Source organism: Streptomyces sp. NPDC096193 (genome assembly GCF_040302905.1).
Taxonomy (GTDB): Bacteria; Actinomycetota; Actinomycetes; order Streptomycetales; family Streptomycetaceae; genus Streptomyces.
Genome location: NZ_JBEOSJ010000011.1, coordinates 79,170 through 104,755, shown reverse-complemented (window position 1 = coordinate 104,755; position 25,586 = coordinate 79,170). Strand labels below are relative to the sequence as shown.

General features: G+C 70.3%; 21 protein-coding genes. 17 read left to right on the top strand and 4 right to left on the bottom strand.

Annotation, left to right across the window (positions count from 1 at the left end):
- The first annotated feature begins 21 nt into the window (after positions 1-21).
- From rsmD to mutM, 7 genes are all read left to right on the top strand, one after another.
- Positions 22-606, top strand: coding sequence for a 16S rRNA (guanine(966)-N(2))-methyltransferase RsmD (rsmD, locus tag ABTX78_RS18170; RefSeq protein WP_352207776.1), 585 nt, complete (start codon positions 22-24; stop codon positions 604-606).
- Between the two features lie 26 nt (positions 607-632).
- Positions 633-1,112 carry a pantetheine-phosphate adenylyltransferase gene (coaD, locus tag ABTX78_RS18165; protein WP_352207874.1) on the top strand — a complete coding sequence of 160 codons (480 nt, stop codon included), beginning with the start codon at positions 633-635 and terminating at the stop codon, positions 1,110-1,112.
- A gap of 95 nt (positions 1,113-1,207) precedes the next feature.
- On the top strand, positions 1,208-2,275 hold the full coding sequence (locus tag ABTX78_RS18160; protein ID WP_352207775.1) for a F0F1 ATP synthase subunit B: 1,068 nt from the start codon (positions 1,208-1,210) through the stop codon (positions 2,273-2,275).
- Between the two features lie 191 nt (positions 2,276-2,466).
- The gene (locus tag ABTX78_RS18155) at positions 2,467-3,090 is read left to right on the top strand and encodes a YceD family protein (RefSeq protein ID WP_352207774.1); all 624 of its coding nucleotides are present in this window, start codon (positions 2,467-2,469) and stop codon (positions 3,088-3,090) included.
- A gap of 2 nt (positions 3,091-3,092) precedes the next feature.
- Positions 3,093-3,266: a 50S ribosomal protein L32 gene (gene rpmF / locus ABTX78_RS18150; RefSeq protein WP_026165248.1), complete on the top strand. Its 174-nt coding sequence runs from the start codon at positions 3,093-3,095 to the stop codon at positions 3,264-3,266.
- Positions 3,267-3,285: 19 nt separating this feature from the next.
- Entirely contained in the window at positions 3,286-4,197 is a 912-nt protein-coding gene (rnc, locus tag ABTX78_RS18145) for a ribonuclease III (protein WP_352207773.1), read from the top strand.
- A 169-nt stretch (positions 4,198-4,366) separates the two neighbouring features.
- The gene (gene mutM / locus ABTX78_RS18140; protein ID WP_352207772.1) at positions 4,367-5,248 is read left to right on the top strand and encodes a bifunctional DNA-formamidopyrimidine glycosylase/DNA-(apurinic or apyrimidinic site) lyase; all 882 of its coding nucleotides are present in this window, start codon (positions 4,367-4,369) and stop codon (positions 5,246-5,248) included.
- Between the two features lie 26 nt (positions 5,249-5,274).
- Here the strand turns inward: mutM and ABTX78_RS18135 are convergent, their stop codons facing one another.
- On the bottom strand, positions 5,275-6,168 hold the full coding sequence (locus tag ABTX78_RS18135) for a CAP domain-containing protein (RefSeq protein WP_352207771.1): 894 nt from the start codon (positions 6,166-6,168) through the stop codon (positions 5,275-5,277).
- 137 nt (positions 6,169-6,305) lie between these two features.
- Here ABTX78_RS18135 and ABTX78_RS18130 point away from each other — a divergent pair, with 137 nt between their 5' ends.
- The 4 genes from ABTX78_RS18130 (at position 6,306) to ABTX78_RS18115 (ending at position 12,617) form a co-directional block, all read left to right on the top strand.
- Entirely contained in the window at positions 6,306-6,587 is a 282-nt protein-coding gene (locus tag ABTX78_RS18130) for an acylphosphatase (RefSeq protein ID WP_352207770.1), read from the top strand.
- 387 nt (positions 6,588-6,974) lie between these two features.
- Positions 6,975-7,193, top strand: a complete 219-nt coding sequence (locus ABTX78_RS18125; protein WP_313943858.1) for a hypothetical protein — start codon at positions 6,975-6,977, stop codon at positions 7,191-7,193.
- A gap of 256 nt (positions 7,194-7,449) precedes the next feature.
- Positions 7,450-11,001 (top strand): chromosome segregation protein SMC, encoded by a 3,552-nt coding sequence (gene smc / locus ABTX78_RS18120; protein ID WP_352207769.1) that lies wholly within the window; start codon positions 7,450-7,452, stop codon positions 10,999-11,001.
- Between the two features lie 197 nt (positions 11,002-11,198).
- A complete protein-coding gene (locus ABTX78_RS18115; RefSeq protein WP_352207768.1) occupies positions 11,199-12,617 on the top strand; it encodes a sugar porter family MFS transporter in 1,419 nt (472 codons plus the stop codon).
- 75 nt (positions 12,618-12,692) lie between these two features.
- Here ABTX78_RS18115 and ABTX78_RS18110 read toward each other — a convergent pair whose 3' ends face one another.
- Positions 12,693-13,667 carry an LLM class flavin-dependent oxidoreductase gene (locus ABTX78_RS18110; protein WP_352207767.1) on the bottom strand — a complete coding sequence of 325 codons (975 nt, stop codon included), beginning with the start codon at positions 13,665-13,667 and terminating at the stop codon, positions 12,693-12,695.
- A 133-nt stretch (positions 13,668-13,800) separates the two neighbouring features.
- The gene (locus tag ABTX78_RS18105; protein WP_352207766.1) at positions 13,801-15,261 is read right to left on the bottom strand and encodes a cytosine permease; all 1,461 of its coding nucleotides are present in this window, start codon (positions 15,259-15,261) and stop codon (positions 13,801-13,803) included.
- Between the two features lie 173 nt (positions 15,262-15,434).
- Between ABTX78_RS18105 and ftsY the strand changes: the two genes are divergently transcribed.
- Positions 15,435-16,658, top strand: coding sequence for a signal recognition particle-docking protein FtsY (ftsY, locus tag ABTX78_RS18100; RefSeq protein WP_352207765.1), 1,224 nt, complete (start codon positions 15,435-15,437; stop codon positions 16,656-16,658).
- Positions 16,659-16,787: 129 nt separating this feature from the next.
- Here ftsY and ABTX78_RS18095 read toward each other — a convergent pair whose 3' ends face one another.
- Positions 16,788-17,441 (bottom strand): bifunctional DNA primase/polymerase, encoded by a 654-nt coding sequence (locus ABTX78_RS18095; RefSeq protein WP_352207764.1) that lies wholly within the window; start codon positions 17,439-17,441, stop codon positions 16,788-16,790.
- Between the two features lie 428 nt (positions 17,442-17,869).
- Between ABTX78_RS18095 and nsdA the strand changes: the two genes are divergently transcribed.
- From nsdA to ffh, 5 genes are all read left to right on the top strand, one after another.
- Positions 17,870-19,342 carry a transcriptional repressor NsdA gene (gene nsdA / locus ABTX78_RS18090; protein WP_352207763.1) on the top strand — a complete coding sequence of 491 codons (1,473 nt, stop codon included), beginning with the start codon at positions 17,870-17,872 and terminating at the stop codon, positions 19,340-19,342.
- A 338-nt stretch (positions 19,343-19,680) separates the two neighbouring features.
- Positions 19,681-21,036 (top strand): ammonium transporter, encoded by a 1,356-nt coding sequence (locus ABTX78_RS18085; RefSeq protein ID WP_352207762.1) that lies wholly within the window; start codon positions 19,681-19,683, stop codon positions 21,034-21,036.
- Positions 21,033-21,371, top strand: coding sequence for a P-II family nitrogen regulator (locus ABTX78_RS18080; protein ID WP_352207761.1), 339 nt, complete (start codon positions 21,033-21,035; stop codon positions 21,369-21,371). Before ABTX78_RS18085 ends, ABTX78_RS18080 begins: the two co-directional genes overlap by 4 nt.
- Positions 21,372-21,390: 19 nt before the next feature.
- Positions 21,391-23,868 (top strand): [protein-PII] uridylyltransferase, encoded by a 2,478-nt coding sequence (locus ABTX78_RS18075; RefSeq protein WP_352207760.1) that lies wholly within the window; start codon positions 21,391-21,393, stop codon positions 23,866-23,868.
- 104 nt (positions 23,869-23,972) lie between these two features.
- Positions 23,973-25,520 carry a signal recognition particle protein gene (gene ffh, locus ABTX78_RS18070; protein WP_352207759.1) on the top strand — a complete coding sequence of 516 codons (1,548 nt, stop codon included), beginning with the start codon at positions 23,973-23,975 and terminating at the stop codon, positions 25,518-25,520.
- Positions 25,521-25,586 lie beyond the last annotated feature (66 nt).

Sequence of the window (25,586 nt, the reverse complement as noted above, 5' to 3'; positions counted from 1 at the left end):
CGCTCGCGAGTGAGGACTGAGATGACCCGCGTGATCGCCGGTACGGCCGGCGGACGCCGCCTGGCCGTCCCGCCCGGCACCGGCACCCGCCCCACGTCCGACCGCGCTCGCGAGGGCCTGTTCTCCAGCTGGGAATCGCTCCTCGGCACGCTGACCGGACTGCGGGTCGCCGATCTGTACGCGGGCTCCGGCGCCGTCGGCCTGGAGGCTCTCTCGCGCGGCGCGTCCCACGCGCTGCTCGTCGAGGCGGACGCCCGAGCCGCCCGCATCGTCCGCGAGAACGTCCGGACGCTGGGACTGCCCGGTGCCGAGGTCCGCACCGGCAAAGCCGAACAGATCGTGACAGGACCGGCGCCGAGTGACCCCTATGACGTGGTCTTCCTCGACCCGCCGTACGCCGTCACCGACGATGATCTTCGCGAGATCCTGCTCACACTCCGCTCCGAGGGCTGGCTCGCGGACGATGCCGTCGTCACCGTGGAGCGCAGCACCAGAGGCGGCGAATTCGTCTGGCCGCAGGGCTTCGAACCGGTGCGGGCCCGTCGCTACGGCGAGGGAACGCTTTGGTACGGTCGCGCCGCCTCTACGTGCGAAGACGCACCATGACCGGACCGGAGAGCGAGGGACTTCAGTTGCGCCGAGCAGTCTGTCCGGGGTCGTTCGACCCCATCACCAACGGACACCTCGACATCATCGCCCGCGCCTCCAAGCTGTACGACGTCGTACATGTCGCGGTGATGATCAATCAGTCCAAGCAGGGACTGTTCACCGTGGACGAGCGGATCGAGCTGATCCGCGAAGTCACCAGCGACTACGGCAACGTCGAGGTGGAGTCCCACCACGGCCTGCTCGTCGACTTCTGCAAGCAGCGGGACATCCCGGCCATCGTCAAGGGCCTGCGGGCGGTCAGCGACTTCGACTACGAGCTGCAGATGGCCCAGATGAACAACGGCCTCTCCGGCGTCGAGACGCTCTTCGTCCCGACCAATCCCACCTACAGCTTCCTCTCCTCCAGCCTCGTCAAGGAGGTCGCCGCCTGGGGCGGGGACGTCTCCCACCTGCTGCCTCCCGTCGTGTACGAGGCACTCACCCGCCGGCTCGCCGAGAAGTGACGTACTGACAGCCCGTCACCCGGTGTCCGGCGGACGGTCGGGGGCCGTACAGTCGTCCCGTCCGTCTCATATCAGGCAGAGAGTGGCGAACCACGGTGGACGTGCAGAAGAAGCTCGACGAGATCGTCGAGGCGGTGGGCTCGGCCCGGTCCATGCCCATGTCGGCCTCCTGCGTGGTCAACCGCGCCGACCTGCTCGCCATGCTCGAAGAGGTCCGTGAGGCCCTGCCCGGTTCGCTCGCGCAGGCCCAGGAGCTGATCGGCGGCCGTGAGCAGCTGGTCGCCCAGGCCCGTCAGGAGGCGGAGCGGATCATCGAGAGCGCCCACGCGGAACGCGGCTCGCTGATCTCGGACACCCACGTCGCCCGCCAGTCCCAGGACGAGGCGGACCGCATCCTCTCCGAGGCCCGCCGGGAGGCCGAGGAGATCCGCGCGGAGGCCGACGACTACGTCGACTCCAAGCTCGCCAACTTCGAGGTCGTCCTCACCAAGACCATCGGCTCGGTGGACCGCGGCCGCGAGAAGCTGCTCGGCCGGGGCCCGGGCCTGGACGCGCAGGGGTACGCCGACGAGGACGCCCCCGAGTACAGCTCGGACCCGCAGACCCTGATCGGCCGCGCCGACGAGTACGTGGACGCCAAGCTCGGCGCCTTCGAGGCGGTCCTGTCCAAGACCCTGGAGGCCGTCGGCCGCGGCCGGCTGAAGCTCCACGGCCGCACCACCAGCGACGCGCTCGGCGAGCACATGGCCGCCCAGGACGCCGCGGGCGTCCAGCACCGCTCCAGCGACGCCGACTACCTGGCCGGACTGGCCGAGGTCTCGGAGCCCCGGCAGACCCCGGTGCCGCAGCAGGCTCCCGTGCCCCAGCAGCCGCAGTACCAGCCGGTGGCCGAGGCCCAGCCCGCGATCCCGGCCCAGCAGGACCCCTACGCCTCGGGCTACGGGGACCAGCACCAGCAGTACGCCGCGTACCAGCAGGACCCCTACGCCGGGTACCAGCAGCAGGGCTACGACCAGCAGTACGCACAGCAGGACCCGTACGCGTACCAGCAGCCGGTCCAGCACCAGCCCCAGCAGCAGGCCGCGGCCCTCGACGAGACCAGCCTCTTCGACACCAGCATGATCGACCTCGAACAGCTGCGCCGGTACGAGCAGGGGCACTGACCCCGTCGAAGCGGCTGCCGACGAGTACCGGATTGGGTCTACGGCGGCCCGTCCGGTAGCCTGGTTCTTCGGTCGCGCGTAGATCCGCGATGCAGGCTGCCCGCTCCCTCGGAGCACCGGGCCGGCCCACTCCCCACGATTCGAAAGCAGGAAGAGCCCTGAACGCCCGCCTCGACCACCGCAACCCCCTCGTGTTCGACACGCACGAGCTGGGCCGGCGTCCCGGCACGCTCCAGCGGCTGTCCCGCTCGGTGGAGGCGCCCGGTCCGCCGGCGACCTTCGGTATCGAAGGAGTCATCGGCGTGCCGGAAGGTGCGCCCGTGAAGCTCGACCTCCGTCTCGAGTCGGTCATGGAAGGTGTGCTCGTCACCGGCACCGCCCGTGCGACCGCCGAGGGGGAGTGCGTAAGGTGTCTGGAGCCGCTGCGCCAAGAGGTTGCCGCGGACTTCCAGGAGATGTTCTCGTACCCCGACGCCGATGACCGGAGCCGCACTCGCACTGCGGTCCCCGACAAGGACACGGTCGACGGCGAGGACGAGGACACGCTCTTTCTCGAGGACGGCCTGTTCGACCTCGAACCCGTGCTGCGTGATGCGGTGGTGCTCGCACTGCCGATGCAGCCGGTGTGCCGGGAGACCTGTGCCGGCCTGTGTTCCCAATGCGGGATCAGGCTGGACGAGAACCCCGGTCACCACCATGACGCCGCCGACATTCGCTGGGCGGCACTGCAGGGACTCGCCGAAACCATCAAGGACGGCGAGAAGGACAACATGGGCGGCGCCGAAGCAGGCGTCGACGAGAAGCAGGAGAAGTAGCCGTGGCTGTTCCGAAGCGGAAGATGTCGCGCAGCAACACGCGCCACCGCCGGTCGCAGTGGAAGGCTGCGGTCCCCACCCTGGTTTCGTGTGAGCGTTGCCAGGAGCCGAAGCAGCAGCACATCGCGTGCCCGAGCTGCGGCACCTACAACAAGCGCCAGGTCCTCGAGGTCTGAGCGGCTGGTGAGAGGCCCGATGTCTGAACTGTCCCATGCCAAGAAGCAGGCAGACGCAGTAAACACAGCCAACGCAGCCTCGTCCCACACGCTTCTGGAAGGGCGGCTCGGGTATCACCTCGAGTCCGCCCTTCTGGTGCGAGCACTGACCCACCGGTCGTACGCGTACGAGAACGGCGGCCTGCCCACCAACGAACGGCTCGAGTTCCTCGGGGACTCGGTGCTCGGTCTGGTGGTCACCGACACGCTGTACCGCACCCACCCCGACCTGCCGGAAGGCCAACTGGCCAAACTGCGGGCCGCGGTGGTCAATTCGCGTGCGCTGGCGGAAGTCGGTCGCGGTCTGGAACTGGGTCTCTTCATCCGGCTCGGCCGGGGTGAAGAAGGCACGGGCGGACGGGACAAGGCATCCATCCTCGCCGACACCCTTGAAGCGGTGATCGGCGCCGTCTATCTCGATCAGGGTCTCGAAGCGGCGTCCGAGCTGGTGCACCGGCTCTTCGACCCGCTGATCGAGAAATCCTCGAACCTCGGTGCGGGCCTGGACTGGAAGACCAGTCTTCAGGAGCTCACCGCGGCCGAGGGACTCGGCGTTCCGGAATATCTCGTCACGGAGACGGGCCCGGACCACGAGAAAACCTTCACTGCTGCCGCCCGCGTCGGTGGTGTCTCGTACGGCACCGGCACCGGCCGCAGCAAGAAGGAAGCGGAGCAGCAGGCGGCGGAGTCCGCGTGGCGGGAGATCCGTGCCGCCGCGGACGACCGTGTCGCCGCCGCCAAGGTCGCCAAGGCCGAGGCGGAGAAGGCCGAGGCCGACGAACTCGCCGCCGCGGCGGCGAGCTCGGAGGCGGCCACCGCCGCCGACGCCACGGACGGAGAGGCCGCCGACTCCTCTTCGTCCTCGGAACCGGCGGACCGGGCCACGGCCTAGTCCTCGGAACCTGTGGACCGGGCCCCGGCCCGGCCCATGGCGACGCATTCCTTCCGACCACGTCAGGGCCCCTCGTTCCTTCCCGGAGCGCAGGGGCCTCGGCGTTTTTCCGCAGGTGACGGAGAGGTACGCTGCGGGCGTCACTCCGAGCCTCCCCGGAAGGAGCCCCGTGCCCGAGCTGCCCGAGGTCGAGGTCGTACGTCGCGGACTGCAGCGCTGGGTCAGCGGACGTACGATCTCCGAGGTGCAGGTCCTGCACCCGCGCGCCGTGCGCCGCCATCTCGCCGGTGCCGGGGACTTCGCGGCCAGGCTCAAGGGGCACAGCGTCGGGATAGCGCGCAGGCGGGGAAAGTACCTGTGGCTGCCGCTGGCCGACACCGACAGCTCGGTCCTCGGACACCTCGGGATGAGCGGACAGCTCCTGGTGCAGCCGGAGGACGCCGCCGACGAGAAGCATCTGCGGATCCGGATCCGTTTCGACGACTTGCTGGGCACCGAACTCCGGTTCGTCGACCAGCGCACCTTCGGCGGGCTATCGCTCCACGACAACACCCCGGACGGACTGCCCGACGTCATCGCGCACATCGCCCGCGATCCGCTGGACCCGGCCTTCGACGACGGCGTTTTCCACACCGCGCTGCGGCTGCGGCGCACCACCGTCAAGAGGGCACTGCTGGACCAGTCGCTGATCAGCGGGGTCGGCAACATCTACGCCGACGAGGCCCTGTGGCGGGCGAAGCTCCACTACGAGCGCCCGACGACCGGTCTGCCCCGCGCCCGCTCGGCCGAGCTGCTCGGCCATGTGCGGGACGTGATGAACGCGGCCCTGGCCGTCGGGGGCACCAGCTTCGACAGCCTGTATGTGAACGTGAACGGCGAATCAGGATATTTCGACCGATCGTTGGATGCCTACGGCCGTGAGGGCGAGCCCTGCCGGCGCTGCGGCACTCTGATGCGGCGACGCCCCTGGATGAACCGTTCCAGCTACTTCTGCCCGCGCTGTCAGCGGCCGCCGCGCATCGTGCGCGCGTCGCTGCCCGGGAAGCTCTAGCCCCCGGGCAGCTCCCGGCGAGACTGCTAGAAGCCGAAGTCCTGCGTCCACCACGGGCCGCCGTCGGCCATGTGGACACCGACGCCGAGCGACTTGTAATCGCAGTTGAGAATGTTTGCTCGGTGGCCTTCGCTGTTCATCCACGAGTTCATGACCGCGGAGGCGTCGGCCTGGCCGCGGGCGATGTTCTCGGCACCGAGGTTGTTCACGCCGGACTGCGCGGCGCGGACCCAGGGGGAGTCGCCGTCGGGGTCGGTGTGGTCGAAGAAGCCGCGGCCGGCCATGTCCTTGCTGAAGGCGCCGGCGAGCGCGGCCAGCGGAGCGTCGGTCCGGACCGGGCTGCAGCCCACCTTGGACCGCTCCTCGTTCACCAGGTTGAGCACCTCCGCCTCGGCCGCCGCCTCGGAGGAGGACGAGACGGGCTTCTGCCGGTCGGGAGCGCGGTCAGGGGCGCGCGACTCCGTACGGGTCGGGGCGCTCTCCTTCTTCTCCTTCTTGCTCTTCTCCGGGGAAGGCTTCACCGGCTTCGGGGCCGGAGCCTTCGCCGACGGCTCGGCCTTCGGCTTCGCGGGCTTGGTGGGCTCCGCGGGCTTCACCGGCTTCGCGCGCTTCTGAGCAGGGCTTTTCGCCGGTGCCTTCGGACGCGGGGGTGTTGCGGTGGGCGAGGTCGGGGAGGCCGGCGACGACGTCTCGGGCGTCGGTTCGGCGCTCGCGTCACCCTGGGTCTGCAGCCGGGCGGATCCCTCGGTGCGGACCTGCTCGGTGGGCGAGCTCTCGCCGCCCACGATGGAGGTGTCGCCACCCGGCAGCAGGCCGGACGCGACGATCACGGCACCCACCGCCACGGCAGCGGAGACGCCGAGCAGCCCAGTACGTACGGGCCTGCCCGCACGTTTGGCGGAGCGTCGATGACGTCCCATCTGCTGGCCTTCCTTGTGCTTTACGGCTGGACAAAGGAGGCTCACCCGAACGGGTGAGTCTCAGCTCGACCGGACTGTACGCCATAACACCGAATGGGGATGTGATGCGGCACTGGCCCATTGGCTACCTTGCAGCCATGGATGATGTTGCACGTCTGACGGCGTGGGTACGCGGCCGAGTACAAGGAGTGGGCTTCCGCTGGTTCACCAGGGCAAACGCTTTGGAGATCGGCGGCCTCACCGGCTTCGCCCTCAACCTGGACGACGGCAGGGTGCAGGTCGTGGCCGAGGGCCCACGTGAGAATTGCCACCGTCTGCTGGACTGGCTGCGGTCCGACGACACACCCGGTCGAGTCGACGGCGTCACTGAGATCTGGGACACGCCCCGCGGAGGGTACGAGGACTTCGCGATCCGCTGAGGTTCCGTCGCCGGCCCGCCCCCGCCGTCGCGGAACGCATGCCTCCGGCACCTGTCCGTGGCAGAAAGAGCCTGGTGGTTGCCAAGAAGGGCTTGTCATGCCAGGCTGCGGCCGTAAGGATGATCTCCACGCCCCTCGGCCCCGGAGAAGAGGCTCCACCGCGCGTTCCGCGGCAGTGAGCACCCGGGTTCGCCCTTGATACGGGGTGTGATCGTGTTGACCGTCAAACTTTTTGGTGAGACTCTGGAAGCCCCGCGCACCTTAGCTGTTTGGCAGTACGAACCGCAGCGACATGAGCACCAATAGCACTGTCGAGCACCGCGGGTGCGATTCCCTCACGACCCACACCGCTTCCGGTCGGTCACTCAGTGTGGAGGACCATCCATCATGGCAAAGGCGCTTCTCGGTTACGTCGGCGGCTCCGACCCGCGACTCCTCGCCGAGATGCGACGGCTTCAGCAGCGCGTCCAGGACCTCGAATCCGAGCTTGTACGGATTCAGTCCGAGAACGACGCGCTCAACGCTGCCGTCGCCAAGCACCCTGGAGAGTCGCTGCTTGACGGCATCGACATCGACGTACCCCAGGCGGAGCCCGCGCTCACCTGACAGAGCTCGGTCACGCCGGTAGATCAACCGCACAAGATATGCAAGGGACGCTTCGGCGTCCCTTCTTTCTTTCCCCCCGGCGTCCTACAGTCCTTCTTCTACCGCGTGATCTGCCCTGCGTCCTCATGGGTGAAACCGTGAGCCGCCCGCCGTCCCGGATGGCGAGACCGAGTGCACCCGCGAACTGTCCCCCGGGGCAGGCCGGGACGGGCCGGTTCCGGCGGTCCGAGCGAGGCGAAAGGTAGAGTCCGGCTGCGTGCACCTCAAGGCCATGACCCTGCGCGGGTTCAAATCCTTCGCCTCCGCCACGACGCTGCGGTTCGAGCCGGGCATCACGTGCGTCGTCGGCCCCAACGGCTCGGGCAAGTCCAACGTCGTGGACGCGCTGTCCTGGGTCATGGGGGAGCAGGGGGCCAAGTCGCTGCGCGGCGGCAAGATGGAGGACGTCATCTTCGCCGGGACGACCGGGCGCCCGCCGCTCGGCCGCGCCGAGGTCTCCCTCACGATCGACAACTCAGACGGCGCTCTGCCGATCGAGTACGCCGAGGTCACCATCACGCGGATCATGTTCCGCAACGGCGGCAGCGAGTACCAGATCAACGGCGACACCTGCCGGCTGCTGGACATCCAGGAACTGCTCTCCGACTCCGGCATCGGCCGCGAGATGCACGTCATCGTCGGGCAGGGCCAGCTCGACTCCGTCCTGCACGCCGACCCCATGGGGCGGCGGGCGTTCATCGAGGAGGCCGCCGGCGTCCTCAAGCACCGCAAGCGCAAGGAGAAGGCGCTGCGGAAGCTGGACGCGATGCAGGCCAACCTCGCCCGCGTGCAGGACCTGACCGACGAACTGCGCCGGCAGCTCAAGCCCCTCGGGCGGCAGGCCGCGGTCGCCCGCCGCGCCGCCGTCATCCAGGCGGACCTGCGCGACGCCCGGCTGCGGCTGCTCGCCGACGATCTCGTACAGCTCCGGCAGGCACTGAGCACCGAGGTCGCCGACGAGGCCGCGCTGAAGGAACGCAAGGAGGCGGCCGAGGCCGAACTCAAGGCCGCGCTCGGCCGGGAGGCCGATCTCGAGGACGAGGTGCGGCGGCTCGCGCCGCGGCTCCAGCAGGCCCAGCAGAGCTGGTACGCACTGTCCCAGCTCGCCGAGCGCGTGCGCGGCACCATCTCGCTGGCCGACGCGCGGGTCAAGAGCGCGACCGCGCAGCCCGCAGAGGACCGGCGCGGCCGCGACCCCGAGGACATGGAGCGCGAGGCCGCCCGGATCCGTGAGCAGGAGGCCGAACTGGAGGCCGCGCTGGAGGCGGCGGAGCGCGCCTTGGAGGACACCGTCGCCCACCGCGCCGATCTGGAGCGGGAACTCGCGGTCGAGGAACGCCGGCTCAAGGACGTGGCCCGTGCCATCGCCGACCGCCGCGAAGGACTGGCCCGTCTCAACGGCCAGGTGAACGCGGCCCGCAGCAGGGCCGCTTCGGCGCAGGCCGAGATCGACCGGCTGGCCTCCGCCCGGGACGAGGCCCAGGAGCGGGCGGTCGCCGCCCAGGAGGAGTACGAGCAGCTCCAGGCCGAGGTCGACAGCCTGGACGCCGACGACACGGAGCTGGGTGAGAGGCACGACGCGGCCAAGCGTGAACTGGGCGAGGCCGAGGCGGCCCTGAGTTCGGCCCGCGAGGAACTCACCGCGGCCGAGCGCAAGCGCGCCGCCGTCGCCGCCCGGCGCGAGGCGCTCGCGCTGGGCCTGCGCCGCAAGGACGGCACCGGCGCCCTGCTGGCGGCGAAGGACCGGCTCGGCGGACTGCTCGGACCGGCATCGGAGCTGCTCACGGTCGCACCCGGCCATGAGGTAGCGGTGGCGGCTGCCCTCGGCGCGGCCGCCGACGCCGTCGTCGTCTCCACCACGGCGACGGCCGCCGAAGCACTGCGCCTGCTGCGCAAGACCGACGCCGGACGCGCCGCCATACTGCTGGCCGGTGGCCCCGAGACCGCAGGGGAACGGCACCCGGACGGTCCTGGGTACGCCGCCGATCTGGTGCGCGGGCCCGAGGAGCTGATGCCCGCGGTGCGCTCGCTGCTGCGGGACATCGTCGTCGTCGGCACGCTGGAGGACGCCGAGGACCTGGTCCACGCACGGCCCGGACTCACCGCCGTGACGGCGGAGGGCGATGTCCTCGGCGCGCACTTCGCGCAGGGCGGCTCGGCCGGTGCGCCGAGTCTTCTGGAGGTGCAGGCCTCCGTCGCCGAGGCCGCCGCCGAGCTGGAGGAGCTCGCCGTACGGTGCGAGGAACTGGCGGCCGCCCAGCAGCAGGCCGCCGGGCGGCGCACCGCATGTGCCGGGCTCGTCGAGGAGTTGGGGGAGCGCCGCCGGGCGGCCGACCGGGAGAAGTCGGCGGTCTCGGGCCGGCTGGGCCGGCTCGCGGGGCAGGCGCGCGGCGCCGCGGGCGAGGCCGAGCGGACGACCGCGGCCGTCGCCCGGGCGCAGGAGGCGCTGGAGCGGGCCCGCGGGGAGGCCGAGGAGCTGGCCGAACGGCTGCTGGTCGCCGAGGAGACTCCGGTCGAGGAGGAGCCGGACACGCATGTACGGGACCGGCTCGCCGCGGACGGCGCCAACGCGCGGCAGACCGAGATGGAGGCACGGCTCCAGGTCCGTACGCACGAGGAACGGGTGAAGGGACTCGCGGGCCGGGCCGACGCGCTCGACCGCGGGGCGCGCGCCGAACGTGAGGCGCGGGCACGGGCCGAACAGCGCCGTGCGCGGCTGCGTCACGAGGCGGAAGTCGCCGCCGCGGTGGCGAGCGGCGCCCGCCAGCTGCTGGCCCACGTCGAGGTCTCGCTGGTACGCGCGGAGGCCGAACGGGTCGCGGCCGAGGCGGCGAAGGCCGAGCGGGAGAGGGAGCTGACGGCCGCCCGCAACGAGGGGCGCGACCTCAAGAGCGAGCTCGACAAGCTCACCGACTCGGTCCACCGGGGCGAGGTGCTCGGCGCCGAGAAGCGCATGCGGATCGAGCAGCTGGAGACGAAGGCGCTCGAAGAGCTCGGTGTGGAGCCCGCCGGTCTTGTCTCGGACTACGGGCCGGACCAGCTCGTGCCCCCCTCGCTGCCGGCCGAGGGCGAGGAGCTGCCGGAGGACCCGGAGCACCCCCGCAACCAGCCGCGACGTTTCGTCCGCGCCGAACAGGAAAAACGCTTGAAGTCGGCCGAACGGGCGTATCAGCAGCTCGGAAAGGTGAATCCGCTGGCCCTCGAGGAGTTCGCGGCGCTGGAGGAGCGCCACAAGTTCCTCTCGGAACAGCTCGAAGACCTGAAGAAGACGCGGGCCGATCTGCTTCAGGTGGTGAAGGAGGTGGACGAGCGCGTCGAGCAGGTCTTCACCGAGGCCTACCGCGACACCGCCCGGGAGTTCGAGGGCGTCTTCTCGCGCCTCTTCCCCGGAGGCGAGGGCCGGCTGATCCTGACCGACCCCGACAACATGCTCACCACGGGTGTGGACGTGGAGGCCAGGCCACCGGGCAAGAAGGTCAAGCGGCTCTCCCTGTTGTCGGGAGGCGAGCGTTCGCTGACCGCGGTGGCGATGCTGGTGTCGATCTTCAAGGCGAGGCCGAGCCCGTTCTATGTGATGGACGAGGTCGAGGCGGCGCTCGACGACACCAACCTCCAGCGCCTGATCCGCATCATGCAGGAGCTCCAGGAGTCGTCCCAGCTGATCGTGATCACGCACCAGAAGCGGACGATGGAGGTCGCGGACGCGCTGTACGGCGTGTCCATGCAGGGCGACGGAGTCTCCAAGGTCATCAGTCAGCGTCTCCGCTGACAACTCTTCAACTCTTGAACTGAAGCGGACACCCATGTGTCCCGAATATGTTGGGGATAGGGTCTTGACTTCGAAACTTGAACGAATAGTCTCTGCAACGTTGCTTTTACCTTCAAGTGGTGGGCCGCATGAAGTTGTGCGCCACTTGAAGGGCTCGCCCCCCACGCCCGGCGCTGCCGGAGGCCCCAGGAGTACACGTGACCAGCACTGAGCCACCACCGGCATCCGGCGCCCGTGAGGCCCACCCCGACCATCTCGGGCATGTCATCTTCATCACGGCCTCGGCCGCGATGGGCGGATTCCTCTTCGGCTACGACAGTTCGGTCATCAACGGAGCCGTCGAAGCCATCCGCGACCGCTACGACATCGGGTCCGGAACCCTGGCCCAGGTCATCGCCATCGCCCTGATCGGCTGTGCCATCGGCGCCGCCACGGCCGGCCGCATCGCCGACCGCATCGGCCGTATCCGCTGTATGCAGATCGCCGCCGTGCTCTTCACGATCAGCGCGGTCGGTTCGGCCCTGCCGTTCGCCCTCTACGACCTCGCCTTCTGGCGCATCGTCGGCGGGTTCGCCATCGGCATGGCCTCCGTCATCGGCCCCGCCTACATCGCCGAGGTCTCCCCGCCCGCGTACCGCGGCCGGCTCGCCTCCTTCCAGCAGGCCGCGATCGTCATCGGTATCGCCGTCTCCCAGCTGGTGAACTACGGCATCCTCCAGATCGCCGACGGCGACCAGCGCGGCGAGATCCTCGGCATCGAGGCCTGGCAGTGGATGCTCGGCGTCATGGTCGTCCCGGCCGTGCTCTACGGGCTGCTCTCCTTCGCGATCCCCGAGTCGCCCCGCTTCCTCATCTCCGTCGGCAAGGTCGAAAGGGCGAAGCAGGTCCTCGCCGAGGTGGAGGGCACGAAGATCGACCTGGACGCCCGGGTCGCCGAGATCGACCGAGCCATGCGCCGGGAACACAAGTCGACATTCAAGGACCTGCTCGGCGGGCGCTTCGCCTTCCTGCCCATCGTGTGGGTCGGTATCGGCCTCTCGGTCTTCCAGCAACTCGTCGGCATCAACGTCGCGTTCTACTACTCCTCGACGCTGTGGCAGTCCGTCGGCATCGACCCGAGCGGCTCGTTCTTCTACTCGTTCACCACGTCGATCGTGAACATCATCGGCACCGTGATCGCGATGGTCCTGGTCGACCGGGTGGGCCGCAAGCCGCTCGCCCTGATCGGCTCCGCCGGTATGGCCATCGCCCTCGCCGTCGAGGCCTGGGCCTTCTCCGCCGACCTCGTCGACGGCAAACTCCCCGACACCCAGGGCTTCGTCGCCCTGATCGCGGCCCACGTCTTCGTGCTCTTCTTCGCCCTCTCGTGGGGTGTCGTCGTGTGGGTCTTCCTCGGCGAGATGTTCCCGAACCGGATCCGCGCCGCCGCCCTCGGCGTCGCCGCGTCCGCGCAGTGGATCGCCAACTGGGCCATCACCGCGAGCTTCCCGAGCCTGTCGGACTGGAACCTCTCGGCCACCTACGTCATCTACACATGCTTCGCCGTGCTCTCCATCCCCTTCGTGCTGCTGTTCGTGAAGGAGACCAAGGGCAAGGCGTTGGAGGAGATGGGCTGATCCCCGCTGCCCCTCTCCTCTTCACGGCACTGCCCCGGCTCGCCGATCGAGCCGGGGCAGTCCGCCGTCTCCGCGTCACGAGGCGGTCAGCCGGGGGACCACCTGCTCGGCGAAGAGCTGGAGCGAACGCCATCCCTCGTCCAACGGCATCCCACCGCACAGTGGATGCAGGACCAGGCTGTCGGCCCCGAGCCCCACGCATTCCTCGGGCGTGACGATCCGGTACACCCCTTCGGCACGCAGCTCCTCGACCGTCGTCGCCTTCGACCGCACCGCCGAGCGGATGTCCGCGGACTGCCAGGAGGCGTAGGTCCGCGCCTCGTGCAAGAAGTGTTCGCCGAACTCCGCCCAGGTGCGGTCGGGGTCCTCGGACAGATGCAGCAGCGGGGTTTTCTCCGCGGGCATCATGCAGAAGCCGTCCGTGCCGTACCGGGTGCGCAGTTCCTGGTAGTACGCCTCCAGCTCGGGCAGATGCGCGCTCGGGAAGAACGGCAGCCCGAAACGGGCCGCCCGCCGCGCGGCGGCCTTCGAGGAGCCTCCGACCAGCAGCAGGGGATGCGGCTGGGTGTACGGACGCGGGGTGACCTGGACCGTACGACCGCGATAGCTGAACGGCTCGCCCTTCCAGGCCGTCAGCAACGTGTCCAGCAGCTCGTCCTGCAGCGCGCCGCGCCGGCTCCAGTCGGCTCCCAGCTGCTCGTACTCCTCCGGCCGGTAGCCGATGCCCGCGACGGTGACGAGCCGGCCGCGCCCGATCAGGTCGAGCACGGCGATGTCCTCGGCCAGCCGCAGCGGATCGTAGAGCGGGCCGATGATCGCGGAGACGGTGACCGCGATGCGGCTCGTGCCACCGAGCACGGCTGAGGCGAACACGAAGGGGGAGGGCAGCCAGTTGTTGACCGCGCCGTGGTGCTCCTCGGTCTGGATGGTGTCGATACCGCGGTCGTCGGCGTACGCGGCCATCTCCAGCGCCGCGCGGTAGCGGGCCGCGAGCGTCTCGGGTGTCGCGCCGGGATCGACGAGATTGAAGCGGGCCACTGTGAAGGCCATGGGGACGTCCCCCTCCACCGGTTGTGAACCTGGCGAGGATGGACGTTAGCTGACGCGCTGTCAGATTCCCAGGGTCCGGACCGCCGGGCTTCCGGTGGCGGGGGTGAAGCGGGGCGGGCGGGCCCCGCCGGGGTCAGAGCGACAGGCGTACGGGCTCGGCCGCCGCCGCTTCCGTGGCGGCCGCGGCCGGGGTCCCGGTCCGGGGCAGCACCGCGTACAGCGCCGCCGCCACCACGATCGTCACTCCCCAGCCGAGACCGTTCTCGCCGAGCCACGACGAGGCGAGCGGCCCCGAGAACCAGTCGACCTTGGTGAACAGCAGGCCCACCAGCAGCGCGGCGGCCCAGGAAGCCGTCGCCTGCCAGGCGAAACCGCCGCGGTACCAGTAGGCGCTGGTGCGCGTGGTGTCCATCAGGGCCGCGCCGTCGTAGTCCTTCCGGCGCAGCATGTCCACGCCGAAGACACCGATCCACGCGGAGAACGCCACCGCCAGCAGCGTCAGGAACGAGATGAACGAGCCGGTGAAGCTGGTCGCCACCACCATCAGCAGGAAGCCGAGGACCAGGCTGATGACCGCGTTCACACTGACGGCCCAGGCGCGCGGGACCCGGATGCCCAGGGCCTGCGCCGTGAAGCCCGCCGAGTACATGGACATGGAGTTGATCAGCAGCATGCCGACCAGGGCGATCAGCAGATAGGGCACGGCGAGCCACAGCGGCAGGATCTCGCCGATGAACGCGACCGGGTCGCTGGCACTCGCCAGGTCCGGAGTCGAGACCGCCATCACCGCGCCCATCAGCACCATCGGCAGGACGACGATCCCGGCGCCGCCGATCGTCGAGCCGACCACCGCGCGGCTGGACGCGGTCCGCGGCAGATAGCGGGTGAAGTCCGGACCCGAGGGGACCCAGCTGATGCCGCCCGCCGCGATCGTGCCGATGCCGGCGACCAACATCGCCGTCGACCCGGCCGGCTTGTCGAAGACCGCCGACCAGTCCGTGTTGGCGACCAGATGGACCAGGACGAGCACGCTGAACCCGCCGAAGAGATACGTCGACCAGGTGCTGCACCGCCGCAGGGCGTTGATGCCCAGCCCCGAGACGAGGAAGGTGCAGGCGACGAAGAGCAGCAGCGTCACGATGATCAGCGCGGTGTTGCTGCGTACGCCGAAGAGCAGATCCAGCACGGTCAGCACGGCATAGGCGCCGGTCACCGCGTTGATCGTCTCCCAGCCCCAGCGCGCGACCCAGATCAGCGAGCCCGGCAGCAGATTGCCGCGCTGCCCGAAGACCGCGCGGGACAGGGCCATGCCGGGAGAACCACCCCGCTTGCCCGCCACGGATATCAGGCCGACGATGCCGTACGAGACGACGGGGGCCGCGATAGCGACGACCAGGACCTGCCAGAAGTTCAGACCGTTGAACACCACCAGACCCGCGCCCATCGTGAGCAACAGCACACTGATGTTGGCGGCGACCCAAGTGGGGAACAGTTCGCGGACGTGGCCTGTGCGCTCCCCGTCGGGGACGGGTTCGAGACCGCGCGTCTCGACCGCGCTCTCTGTCGCGCCTTCGGTATCGGAGGCGTGGGGCATGGGGGAGCTCCGTGAAAGGGGTGGGGGGAGTCCGGGACAGGGCCGGCGCCGGCGGAAACCGGAGTCACCAGCATCGTATGTACCCCCCAAAAGGTCCAAATACAGTCCGAGGTCCCTGAAGGACCGTCCGACGCAGCCGCGGCCGGAGAGTCGTGGCCGATACTGGGTGGGTTATGGAAATCGTCATCCTTGTTGTAGTCATCGCCCTGGTCGCTCTCGGCGCGATCAGCGGCCTCGTGGTCAGCAGCCGCAAGAAGAAGAAGCTGCCGCCCTCGGCGCCGTCGAGCACGCCGACCATCACCGCTCCGCCCGCCGAGCCGCATGTAGGCGACGAGGCGGAGACCCCGCGGGACGAGCCACGCCGGACCATCGAGGAGGTCGACCTTCCGTCGGCCGAGGAGGCCGCCGGCACGCCGGTCGCCGTCGAGGACCCGGTCGTCGCCGAGCCCCCCGCCCCCGCGATCGAGATTCCGGAGCCCACCGCCGGCCGGCTCGTCCGGCTGCGCGCCCGCCTCGCCCGCTCGCAGAACTCGCTCGGCAAGGGGCTGCTCACGCTCCTGTCCCGCGAGCACCTCGACGAGGAGACATGGGAGGAGATCGAGGACACGCTGCTCACCTCTGACGTCGGTGTCGCGCCGACCCAGGAACTCGTCGAGCGGCTGCGCGAGCGGGTCAGGGTGCTTGGCACGCGTACGCCGGACGATCTGCGCAACCTGCTCCGCGAGGAGCTGCTGGCGCTCATCGGCACCGACGTCGACCGCGCCGTCAGGACCGAGAGCGGCCTGGACACTCCGGGCGTCGTCATGGTGGTCGGTGTCAACGGCACCGGTAAGACCACCACGACCGGCAAGCTCGCCCGGGTGCTCGTCGCCGACGGCCGCTCGGTCGTGCTCGGCGCCGCGGACACCTTCCGTGCGGCGGCGGCCGATCAGCTCCAGACGTGGGGCGAGCGCGTCGGCGCCCGCACCGTGCGCGGTCCCGAGGGCGGCGACCCGGCCTCGATCGCCTTCGACGCCGTGAAGGAAGGCATCGCCGAGGGCGCCGATGTGGTGCTGATCGACACGGCGGGCCGGCTGCACACCAAGACGGGCCTGATGGACGAGCTCGGCAAGGTCAAGCGCGTTGTCGAGAAGCACGGCCCGCTGGACGAGATCCTGCTGGTCCTCGACGCCACGACCGGTCAGAACGGTCTGGTGCAGGCGCGGGTGTTCGCGGAGGTCGTGGACATCACCGGCATCGTGCTGACCAAGCTCGACGGCACCGCCAAGGGCGGCATCGTCATCGCGGTCCAGCGCGAGCTGGGCGTGCCGGTGAAGCTGGTGGGTCTGGGCGAGGGCGCCGACGACCTGGCGCCGTTCGAGCCGGAGGCGTTCGTCGACGCGCTCATCGGGGAGTGAGGCAGAGCCGGGGCGAGCCCCGGAGTGCGGACGCACGAGGGCGGGGCCGGACATTCCGGCCCCGCCCTCCTGCGTCGGTCGCCCGGCGGACCTCAGGCCGCTGAGCGCGCGTGGGTCGCCCCGCCGGCCTCAGGCCGCGGAGCGGTGGCAGATGTACGCCAGCGTGCCCAGCAGCAGCCGCGCCTGCGGCGGCGCCACGGCCGTGTCCAGCGAGGGCGCCCGCAGCCAGCTGACCGGTCCGAGGCCCGCGTGGTCGGAGGGCGGCGCGGTGATGTGGCTGCCAGGACCGAGGCAGTGCAGATCGAGCCCGGCGTCGTCCCAGCCCATCCGGTAGAGCAGATGCGGAAGTTCGGCGGCGGCGCCCGGTGCCACGAAGAACTGGCAGCGCCCGTCCGGAGTCGCCGAGACCGGGCCCAGCGGCAGTCCCATCCGCTCCAGACGCACCAGCGCGCGCCGGCCGGCCGGCGCCGCGACGTCCAGGATGTCGAAGGTGCGCCCGACGGGCAGCAGCACGGCCGCGCCCGGTACCTCGGCCCACGCCTTGGTGACATCGTCCAGCGTCGAGCCGGCCGGGATCTCGGGGGCGTAACCCAGGGGATGGGCCCCGGGGGACGTACAGTCCGGGACGCCGCACGAGCACTCGCCGGACGCGGCCCGCGCCCCCGGCACGACGGTCCAGCCCCACAAGCCGGTGTACTCCGCCACCACGGTGCACTCCGTGGTGCGGCCGCGGCGTCGAGAGCCGGACCGCATGTCCCGCATGCCGCCGATAGTGAAGCCCATGCCCCCTCCAACGGGTTGCGCTCGCCGGTGGTTACGACCTGAAGTCTCCTCGTCACACTGCGTCGCAGAGGGTGAAGCTCTGGCGGCGCACTGTGGTGCGAGGAGTGGTGCGGACCTGACCGCGCGCCCCTGCGCGCATCGTTCCGCTCCCTCTCGATCGTCCCGTGTCAAGTGAATCGCGCCCGACCGCAAGGGAGTTCATTCGAAGGGGTGGCGAATGGTGGCGTTTCTGCAATCCCACTCGCTGAGTGGGTGATCGTAGGATTACTTTCAGTGCACGAACCCTGGAAGTGTGTGTACTTGCGGGTATGCCGGAGGCAACTCGGCTTCCTGTTCGAAGGAGTGCATCCACCGTACGGAGAGTCGCAACTCGCGGCATTCTGGTAGGGGTTCGCACGATCACAGCAGCAGTGGATGGGGGCGTTCCAGTGGACGGCAGCGGCGCCGGTACGAATACCGGCAAGCGCCCGAACGAGCAGTTGAGCTCGTGGTTCGTGCGCAGCGGTTGGTCCAAGGGCGAGCTGGCACGCCAAGTCAACCGCCGGGCGCGGCAGATGGGCGCCCATCACATCAGCACCGACACCTCGCGGGTGCGGCGCTGGCTCGACGGCGAGCAGCCGCGCGAGCCGATTCCGCGGATCCTGTCGGAACTGTTCTCGGAGCGCTTCGGCAGCGTCGTCGCGATCGAGGACCTCGGTCTCCGTTCCGCGCACCAGTCACCCTCGGTGTCCGGCGTGGACCTTCCCTGGGCGGGCCCGCAGACCGTCGCTCTGCTCAGCGAGTTCTCGCGCAGCGACCTCATGCTGGCGCGGCGCGGCTTCCTCGGGACATCGCTGGCACTGGCCGCGGGACCCGCCCTCGTCGAGCCCATGCAGCGCTGGCTGGTGCCCTCGCCCGCGTCCGAGCAGGGCGCCCCCGAGCCTGCCGCCGGCGGGCGCAAGGGCTCCCGGCTCTCCGGTCCCGAGCTGGACCTGCTCGAAGCCACCACCGCGATGTTCCGCCAGTGGGACGCCCAGTGCGGCGGAGGGCTGCGCCGCAAGGCCGTCGTCGGCCAGCTGCACGAGGTCACTGACCTCCTCCAGGAACCGCAACCGCAGGACACCTCCCGGCGTCTGTTCGTCTGCGCCGCGGAACTCGCCGAGCTCGCCGGCTGGATGAGCTACGACGTGGGCCTCCAGCCCACCGCGCAGAAGTACTTCGTGCTGGCACTGCACGCCGCCAAGGAGGCCGGCGACAAGCCGCTCGGCTCGTACATCCTGTCGTCGATGAGCCGCCAGATGATCCACCTGGGGCGGCCCGATGACGCGCTGGAACTCGTCCATCTCGCCCAGTACGGCAGCCGCGACTGCGCCACCCCGCGCACCCAGGCCATGCTGTATGCGATGGAGGCCCGCGCGTACGCCAACATGGGCCAGCCCAGCAAGTGCAAGCGGGCGGTCCGGATGGCCGAGGACACCTTCTCCGACGCCGGCATCGACGGCGAGCCCGAGCCCGACTGGATCCGGTTCTTCTCCGAGGCCGAGCTCAATGGCGAGAACGCTCATTCCTACCGCGACCTGGCCTATGTGGCAGGCCGCAGCCCCACCTACGCCTCCCTGGCCGAGCCGGTCATGGAGCGCGCCGTCGACCTCTTCGGCAAGGACGACGAGCACCAGCGGTCGTACGCACTGAATCTGATCGGCATGGCGACCGTCCATCTGCTCAAGAGGGAGCCCGAGCAGTCGACGGCCCTCGCGTCCAAGGCCCTCGCCGTCGCCAAGCGGGTCCGTTCCGAGCGGGTCAACACCCGGCTCCGCAAGACCGTGGACACCGCCGCCCGTGACTTCGGCGACGTGCCCGAGGTCGCCGACCTCACCGACCTGCTGACCTCGCAGCTGCCCGAGACCGCGGAGGCCGTCTGAGGGCCGCGCCCCCGACACCCGGACCCCGCGTCCCCCGGAACTCCGGCCGCGGCGATCACCCCGACAGCCCGACTCGGCTCCCCCGTGCCAGGTCAACCGGGTGACCGCCGCGGCCGGTCCGCGACGTGCGCAGAGGATACCCCCGGGCCGCATCTGTGAGCCGTCAGTTCATGGCTGCGTAACACGCCGGACCTCTTCGTCACTGCGGCGAAACATCGTGCGGCATCGTCGGAAACCGCGCTGCGCCAACCTCATGGCGCATAACCGGCTCGCCCGAACCGCTCAGGCTCCGGAAGTTTCCCGGCACCCGCCGCCGCACCGACGACGAGGAGACGCCGATGCCTCCAGGCATCTCGACGCTTGCCGCAGACGCACCCACGCTGTCTGCCGCCAATACCGGCTTCATGCTCATCTGCTCCGCCCTCGTGATGCTGATGACGCCGGGCCTGGCCTTCTTCTACGGAGGCATGGTCCGCGTCAAGTCCACCCTGAACATGCTGATGATGAGCTTCATCAGCCTGGGGATCGTCACCATCCTCTGGGTCCTGTACGGGTTCAGCCTCGCGTTCGGCACCGACTCCGGCTCCCTCATCGGCTGGTCGTCCGACTACGTGGGGCTGAGCGGCCTCGGCCTCACGCAGCTGTGGGACGGCTACACCATCCCGGTGTACGTCTTCGCCGTCTTCCAGCTGATGTTCGCCATCATCACCCCCGCCCTGATCAGCGGTGCGCTCGCGGACCGGGTGAAGTTCACCGCCTGGGCGCTGTTCATCACCCTGTGGGTCACCGTGGTCTACTTCCCGGTCGCCCACTGGGTCTGGGGCGCGGGCGGCTGGCTCTTCGAGATGGGTGTCATCGACTTCGCCGGCGGCACCGCCGTCCACATCAACGCGGGTGCCGCGGCCCTCGGCGTGATTCTCGTCATCGGCAAGCGCGTCGGCTTCAAGAAGGACCCGATGCGGCCGCACAGCCTTCCGTTGGTGATGCTGGGTGCCGGCCTCCTGTGGTTCGGCTGGTTCGGCTTCAACGCCGGATCGTGGCTCGGCAACGACGACGGCGTGGGCGCTGTGATGTTCGTCAACACCCAGGTCGCCACGGCCGCCGCCATGCTCGCCTGGCTGGCATACGAGAAGATCCGCCACGGCGCGTTCACCACCCTCGGTGCCGCCTCCGGCGCGGTCGCCGGTCTCGTCGCCATCACACCCTCCGGCGGCGCCGTGAGTCCGCTCGGCGCCATCGCGGTGGGTGCCGTCGCCGGTGTGCTGTGTGCCATGGCCGTGGGCCTGAAGTTCCGGTTCGGCTACGACGACTCCCTCGACGTCGTCGGCGTCCACCTCGTCGGCGGTGTCGTCGGATCCCTGCTGGTCGGCTTCCTCGCCACCGGCGGAGTGCAGTCGGACGCGAAGGGCCTGTTCTACGGCGGCGGACTCGACCAGCTCGGCAAGCAGGCCACCGGAGTCTTCGCGGTCCTGGCCTACTCTCTGGTGGCCTCGGCACTCCTCGCCTTCATCATCGACAAGACGATGGGCATGCGGGTCGACGAGGACGTCGAGGTCTCCGGCATCGACCAGGAAGAGCACGCGGAGACCGCGTACGACTTCAGCGGAGCGGGCGGCGGTGCCGGATCCCGCAAGGCAGCCCCCGCGCCGAGTGACGCCGTTTCCGCAGCGCCGAACAAGAAGGTGGACGCATGAAGCTCATCACCGCAGTCGTGAAGCCTCACCGGCTGGACGAGATCAAGGAGGCCCTCCAGGCCTTCGGCGTCCAGGGGCTCACGGTCACCGAGGCCAGCGGATACGGCCGCCAGCGCGGCCACACCGAGGTCTACCGGGGTGCGGAGTACACGGTCGACCTCGTACCGAAGATCCGCATCGAGGTGCTGGTCGAGGACGATGAGTCCGAACAGCTCATCGATGTGGTGGTCAAGGCCGCCCGTACGGGCAAGATCGGTGACGGCAAGGTGTGGAGCGTTCCCGTCGAGACGGCGGTACGGGTGCGTACGGGCGAACGCGGCCCGGACGCGCTGTAGGACGAAAGGGAGCTGCCGGGTGACGAGCCTCGAAGTGACGACCGACGCGGAAGACTCGGGACCCAGCGGCTACGCGGCGGCCCGGCTGCGCCTTCTCACCGAGAAGGAGCGGCCCGGGCCGCCGCGCCGTGCGGCCCTCGCCGGCCTCACGGACCGGTGGCTGGCCGCGCTCTTCTCCACCGCCTGTCAGGAAGCCGGAGTGCGCGGCGCGGCGCTCGTGGCCGTCGGCGGCTACGGGCGGGGTGAACTCTCCCCGCGCAGCGACCTCGACCTGCTGCTGCTCCACGACGGCTCGGCGGGCTCCGGCGCGATCGCCACGCTCGCGGACCGCATCTGGTATCCGGTGTGGGATCTCGGGCTCGCTCTCGACCACTCCGTACGCACCCCGGCCGAGGCCCGCAAGGCGGCGGGCGAGGACCTGAAGGTCCAGCTCGGGCTGCTGGACGCCCGCCCGGTCGCCGGTGATCTGGGGCTGGTCTCCGCGCTGCGCACCACCGTGCTCGCCGACTGGCGCAATCAGGCCACCAAGCGGCTGCCCGAGCTGGACGCGCTGTGCCGGGAACGGGCCGAGCGACAGGGCGAGTTGCAGTTCCTGCTGGAGCCCGACCTCAAGGAGGCGCGCGGCGGGCTGCGGGACGCCACCGCACTGCGGGCCGTCGCCGCGTCCTGGCTCGCCGACGCACCGCGCGAGGGCCTCGCCGATGCGCGCCGCACCCTGCTCGACGCCCGGGACGCCCTGCACCTGGTCACCGGACGGGCCACCGACCGCCTCGCCCTGCAGGAGCAGGACCAGGTCGCCGCCGAGCTCGGCCTGCTGGACGCCGACGCCCTGCTGCGCCAGGTGTACGAGGCGGCCCGGACCGTCTCGTACGCCACCGATGTCACCTGGCGGGAGGTGAACCGCGTCCTCAAGGCGCGGTCCGTACGTCCGCGGCTGAGGGCCATGCTCGGCGCGGGCCGCCGGCCGGAGCCGGAGCGCACCCCGCTGGCCGATGGCGTCGTCGAGTTCGACGGCGAGGTGGTGCTCGCGCGCACCGTGAAGCCCGAACGCGACCCCGTGCTGCCGCTGCGGGCCGCCGCGGCCGCCGCCCAGAACGGGCTGCCGCTCTCCCTGCACGCCGTACGGCGGCTCGCGGCCGCCACCCGCCCGCTGCCCGTGCCGTGGCCGGCCGAGGCCCGTGAGGAGCTCGTCACCCTGCTCGGCGCCGGTGAGTCCACCGTCACCGTCTGGGAGGCCCTGGAGGCCGAAGGACTGATCACCCGGCTGCTGCCGGACTGGGAGCGGGTGCGCTGCCGGCCGCAGCGCAACGCCGTGCACACCTGGACCGTGGACCGGCACCTCGTCGAGGCCGCCGTCAAGGCCTCCGCGCTCACCCGCCGCGTCCACCGCCCCGACCTGCTGCTGGTCGCCGCCCTGCTGCACGACATCGGTAAGGGCTGGCCCGGCGACCACTCGGTGGCGGGCGAGACCATCGCCAAGGACGTCGCCACCCGCATCGGCTTCGACCGCTCAGACGTCGCCGTCATCGCCACCCTCGTCCGGCACCATCTGCTGCTCATCGAGACCGCCACCCGGCGCGATCTGGACGACCCGGCGACCGTGGCCTCCGTCGCGGCCGTCGTGAAGTCGCAAGGGACGCTGGAGCTGCTGCACGCCCTGACCGAGGCGGACGCGCTGGCCACCGGACCGGCCGCCTGGTCGGCCTGGCGCGGTTCGCTCGTGACCGACCTGGTCAAGCGGGTCTCCGGTGTCCTCGCGGGGGAGCCCGAGGAGCCGGAGCCCACCGCGCCCAGCGCGGAGCAGGAGCGGCTCGCCGTCGAGGCACTGCGCACCGGCGGCCCGGTGCTCTCGCTGCACGCACAGGCCGACCACCCCAAGGGCGAGGGCGAGGGCGACGGCGAGGGCGAGGAGGAGGGTGAGCCCGAGCCGGTCGGTGCGGAGCTGCTGATCGCCCTGCCGGACCAGCCGCGTGTGCTGCCCGCCGCGGCCGGAGTCCTCGCCCTGCACCGGCTCACCGTCCGTGCCGCGGATCTGAGCGCCGTCGAACTGCCGAGCGAGGTGGGGCCGGGGTCCGTCCTCGTCCTGAACTGGCGGGTCGCCGCCGCATTCGGTTCGCTCCCGCAGGCGGCCCGGCTGCGGGCCGACCTCGTCCGTGCCCTGGACGGCTCGCTCGACATCGCGTCCCGGCTCGCCGAACGCGAGGCCGCCTATCCGCGGCGCCGCGGGGTGCAGGCCCCGCCGCCCCGGGTCACCGTCGCCTCCGCGGCGTCCCGGCACGCCACCGTGATCGAGGTCCGCGCCCAGGACGCCCCCGGACTGTTGCACCGCATCGGTCACGCGCTGGAAACGGCCGGCGTACGGGTGCGCAGCGCCCATGTGTCGACCCTCGGCGCCAACGCGGTCGACACGGTCTACGTCACGGCCGCGGACGGGTCGATGCTGTCCGGCGCCCGCGCGGCCGAAGTGGCGCGAGAGGTGGAGCAGGCGCTGCGCTGAACGGTGTCCGGAAAGCTCCTGACGGGCCGGGTCACGCAATTTGTGCGGCCGGATACCCTGGGGGGCGACTGACTCAGCCCCCGACCCGAGGATCTGCGACCACCGTGTTCGATACCCTTTCCGATCGTCTCAGTGCGACGTTCAAGACTCTCCGCGGTCGGGGCCGCCTGTCCGAGGCGGACATCGACTCCGCAGCACGCGAGATCCGTATCGCGCTGCTCGAAGCGGACGTCGCCCTTCCCGTGGTCCGTGCGTTCATCGCGAACGTCAAGCAGCGGGCCCTGGGCGCCGAGGTCTCGAAGGCGCTGAACCCCAGCCAGCAGGTCATCAAGATCGTCAACGAGGAGCTCGTCGGCATCCTCGGCGGCGAGACCCGCCGGCTCCGCTTCGCCAAGCAGCCGCCGACCGTGATCATGCTCGCGGGTCTCCAGGGTGCCGGTAAGACCACTCTCGCCGGAAAGCTCGGCCTCTGGCTCAAGGGGCAGGGCCACTCCCCGCTGCTCGTCGCCTGTGACCTCCAGCGGCCCAACGCCGTGAACCAGCTCGCGGTGGTCGCCGAGCGCGCGGGCGTCGCGGTCTACGCGCCCGAGCCGGGCAACGGCGTCGGCGACCCGGTCAAGGTCGCCAAGGACTCCATCGAGCACGCCAAGGCCAAGCAGTACGACGTGGTCGTCGTCGACACCGCCGGCCGTCTGGGCATCGACCAGGAGCTGATGCAGCAGGCCGCGGACATCCGCGACGCCGTCAGCCCCGACGAGGTCCTCTTCGTCGTCGACGCCATGATCGGTCAGGACGCGGTCAACACCGCCGAGGCCTTCCGCGACGGCGTGGGCTTCGACGGCGTGGTGCTCTCCAAGCTCGACGGTGACGCCCGCGGTGGTGCGGCGCTCTCCATCGCGCATGTCACCGGCCGCCAGATCATGTTCGCCTCCAACGGCGAGAAGCTGGACGAGTTCGACGCGTTCCACCCGGACCGCATGGCGTCCCGCATCCTCGGCATGGGCGATGTGCTCAGCCTGATCGAGAAGGCCGAGCAGACCTTCAGCCAGGAAGAGGCCGCCGCAATGGCCTCCAAGCTGGCGAGCAGCAAGGGCAAGGACTTCACGCTCGACGACTTCCTTGCCCAGATGGAGCAGGTCCGCAAGATGGGCTCCATCTCCAAGCTGCTCGGGATGCTGCCCGGCATGGGGCAGATGAAGGACCAGATCAACAACATCGACGAGCGCGAGGTGGACCGCACCGCCGCGATCATCAAGTCGATGACCCCAGCCGAGCGCCAGGACCCGACGATCATCAACGGCTCGCGCCGTGCCCGTGTCGCCAGGGGCTCCGGTGTCGAGGTCAGTGCCGTGAAGAACCTGGTGGAGCGGTTCTTCGAGGCCCGCAAGATGATGTCGCGCATGGCCCAGGGCGGAGGGATGCCGGGTATGCCCGGGATGCCCGGCATGGGTGGTGGTCCCGGCCGTCAGAAGAAGCAGATCAAGCAGGCCAAGGGCAAGCGCAAGAGCGGCAACCCGATGAAGCGCAAGGCGGAGGAGCAGGCCGCCGCGGCCCGCCGCGAGCAGGCCGCGCAGGGTGGTGCCTTCGGCCTCCCCGGCGGCCAGGACCAGGACTTCGAACTGCCGGACGAGTTCAAGAAGTTCATGGGCTGACGGCTCACCCGCATGACGCCAGGGGCCCACGGCCGGGCAGGCCGTGGGCCCCTTTCGCGTTTCTCG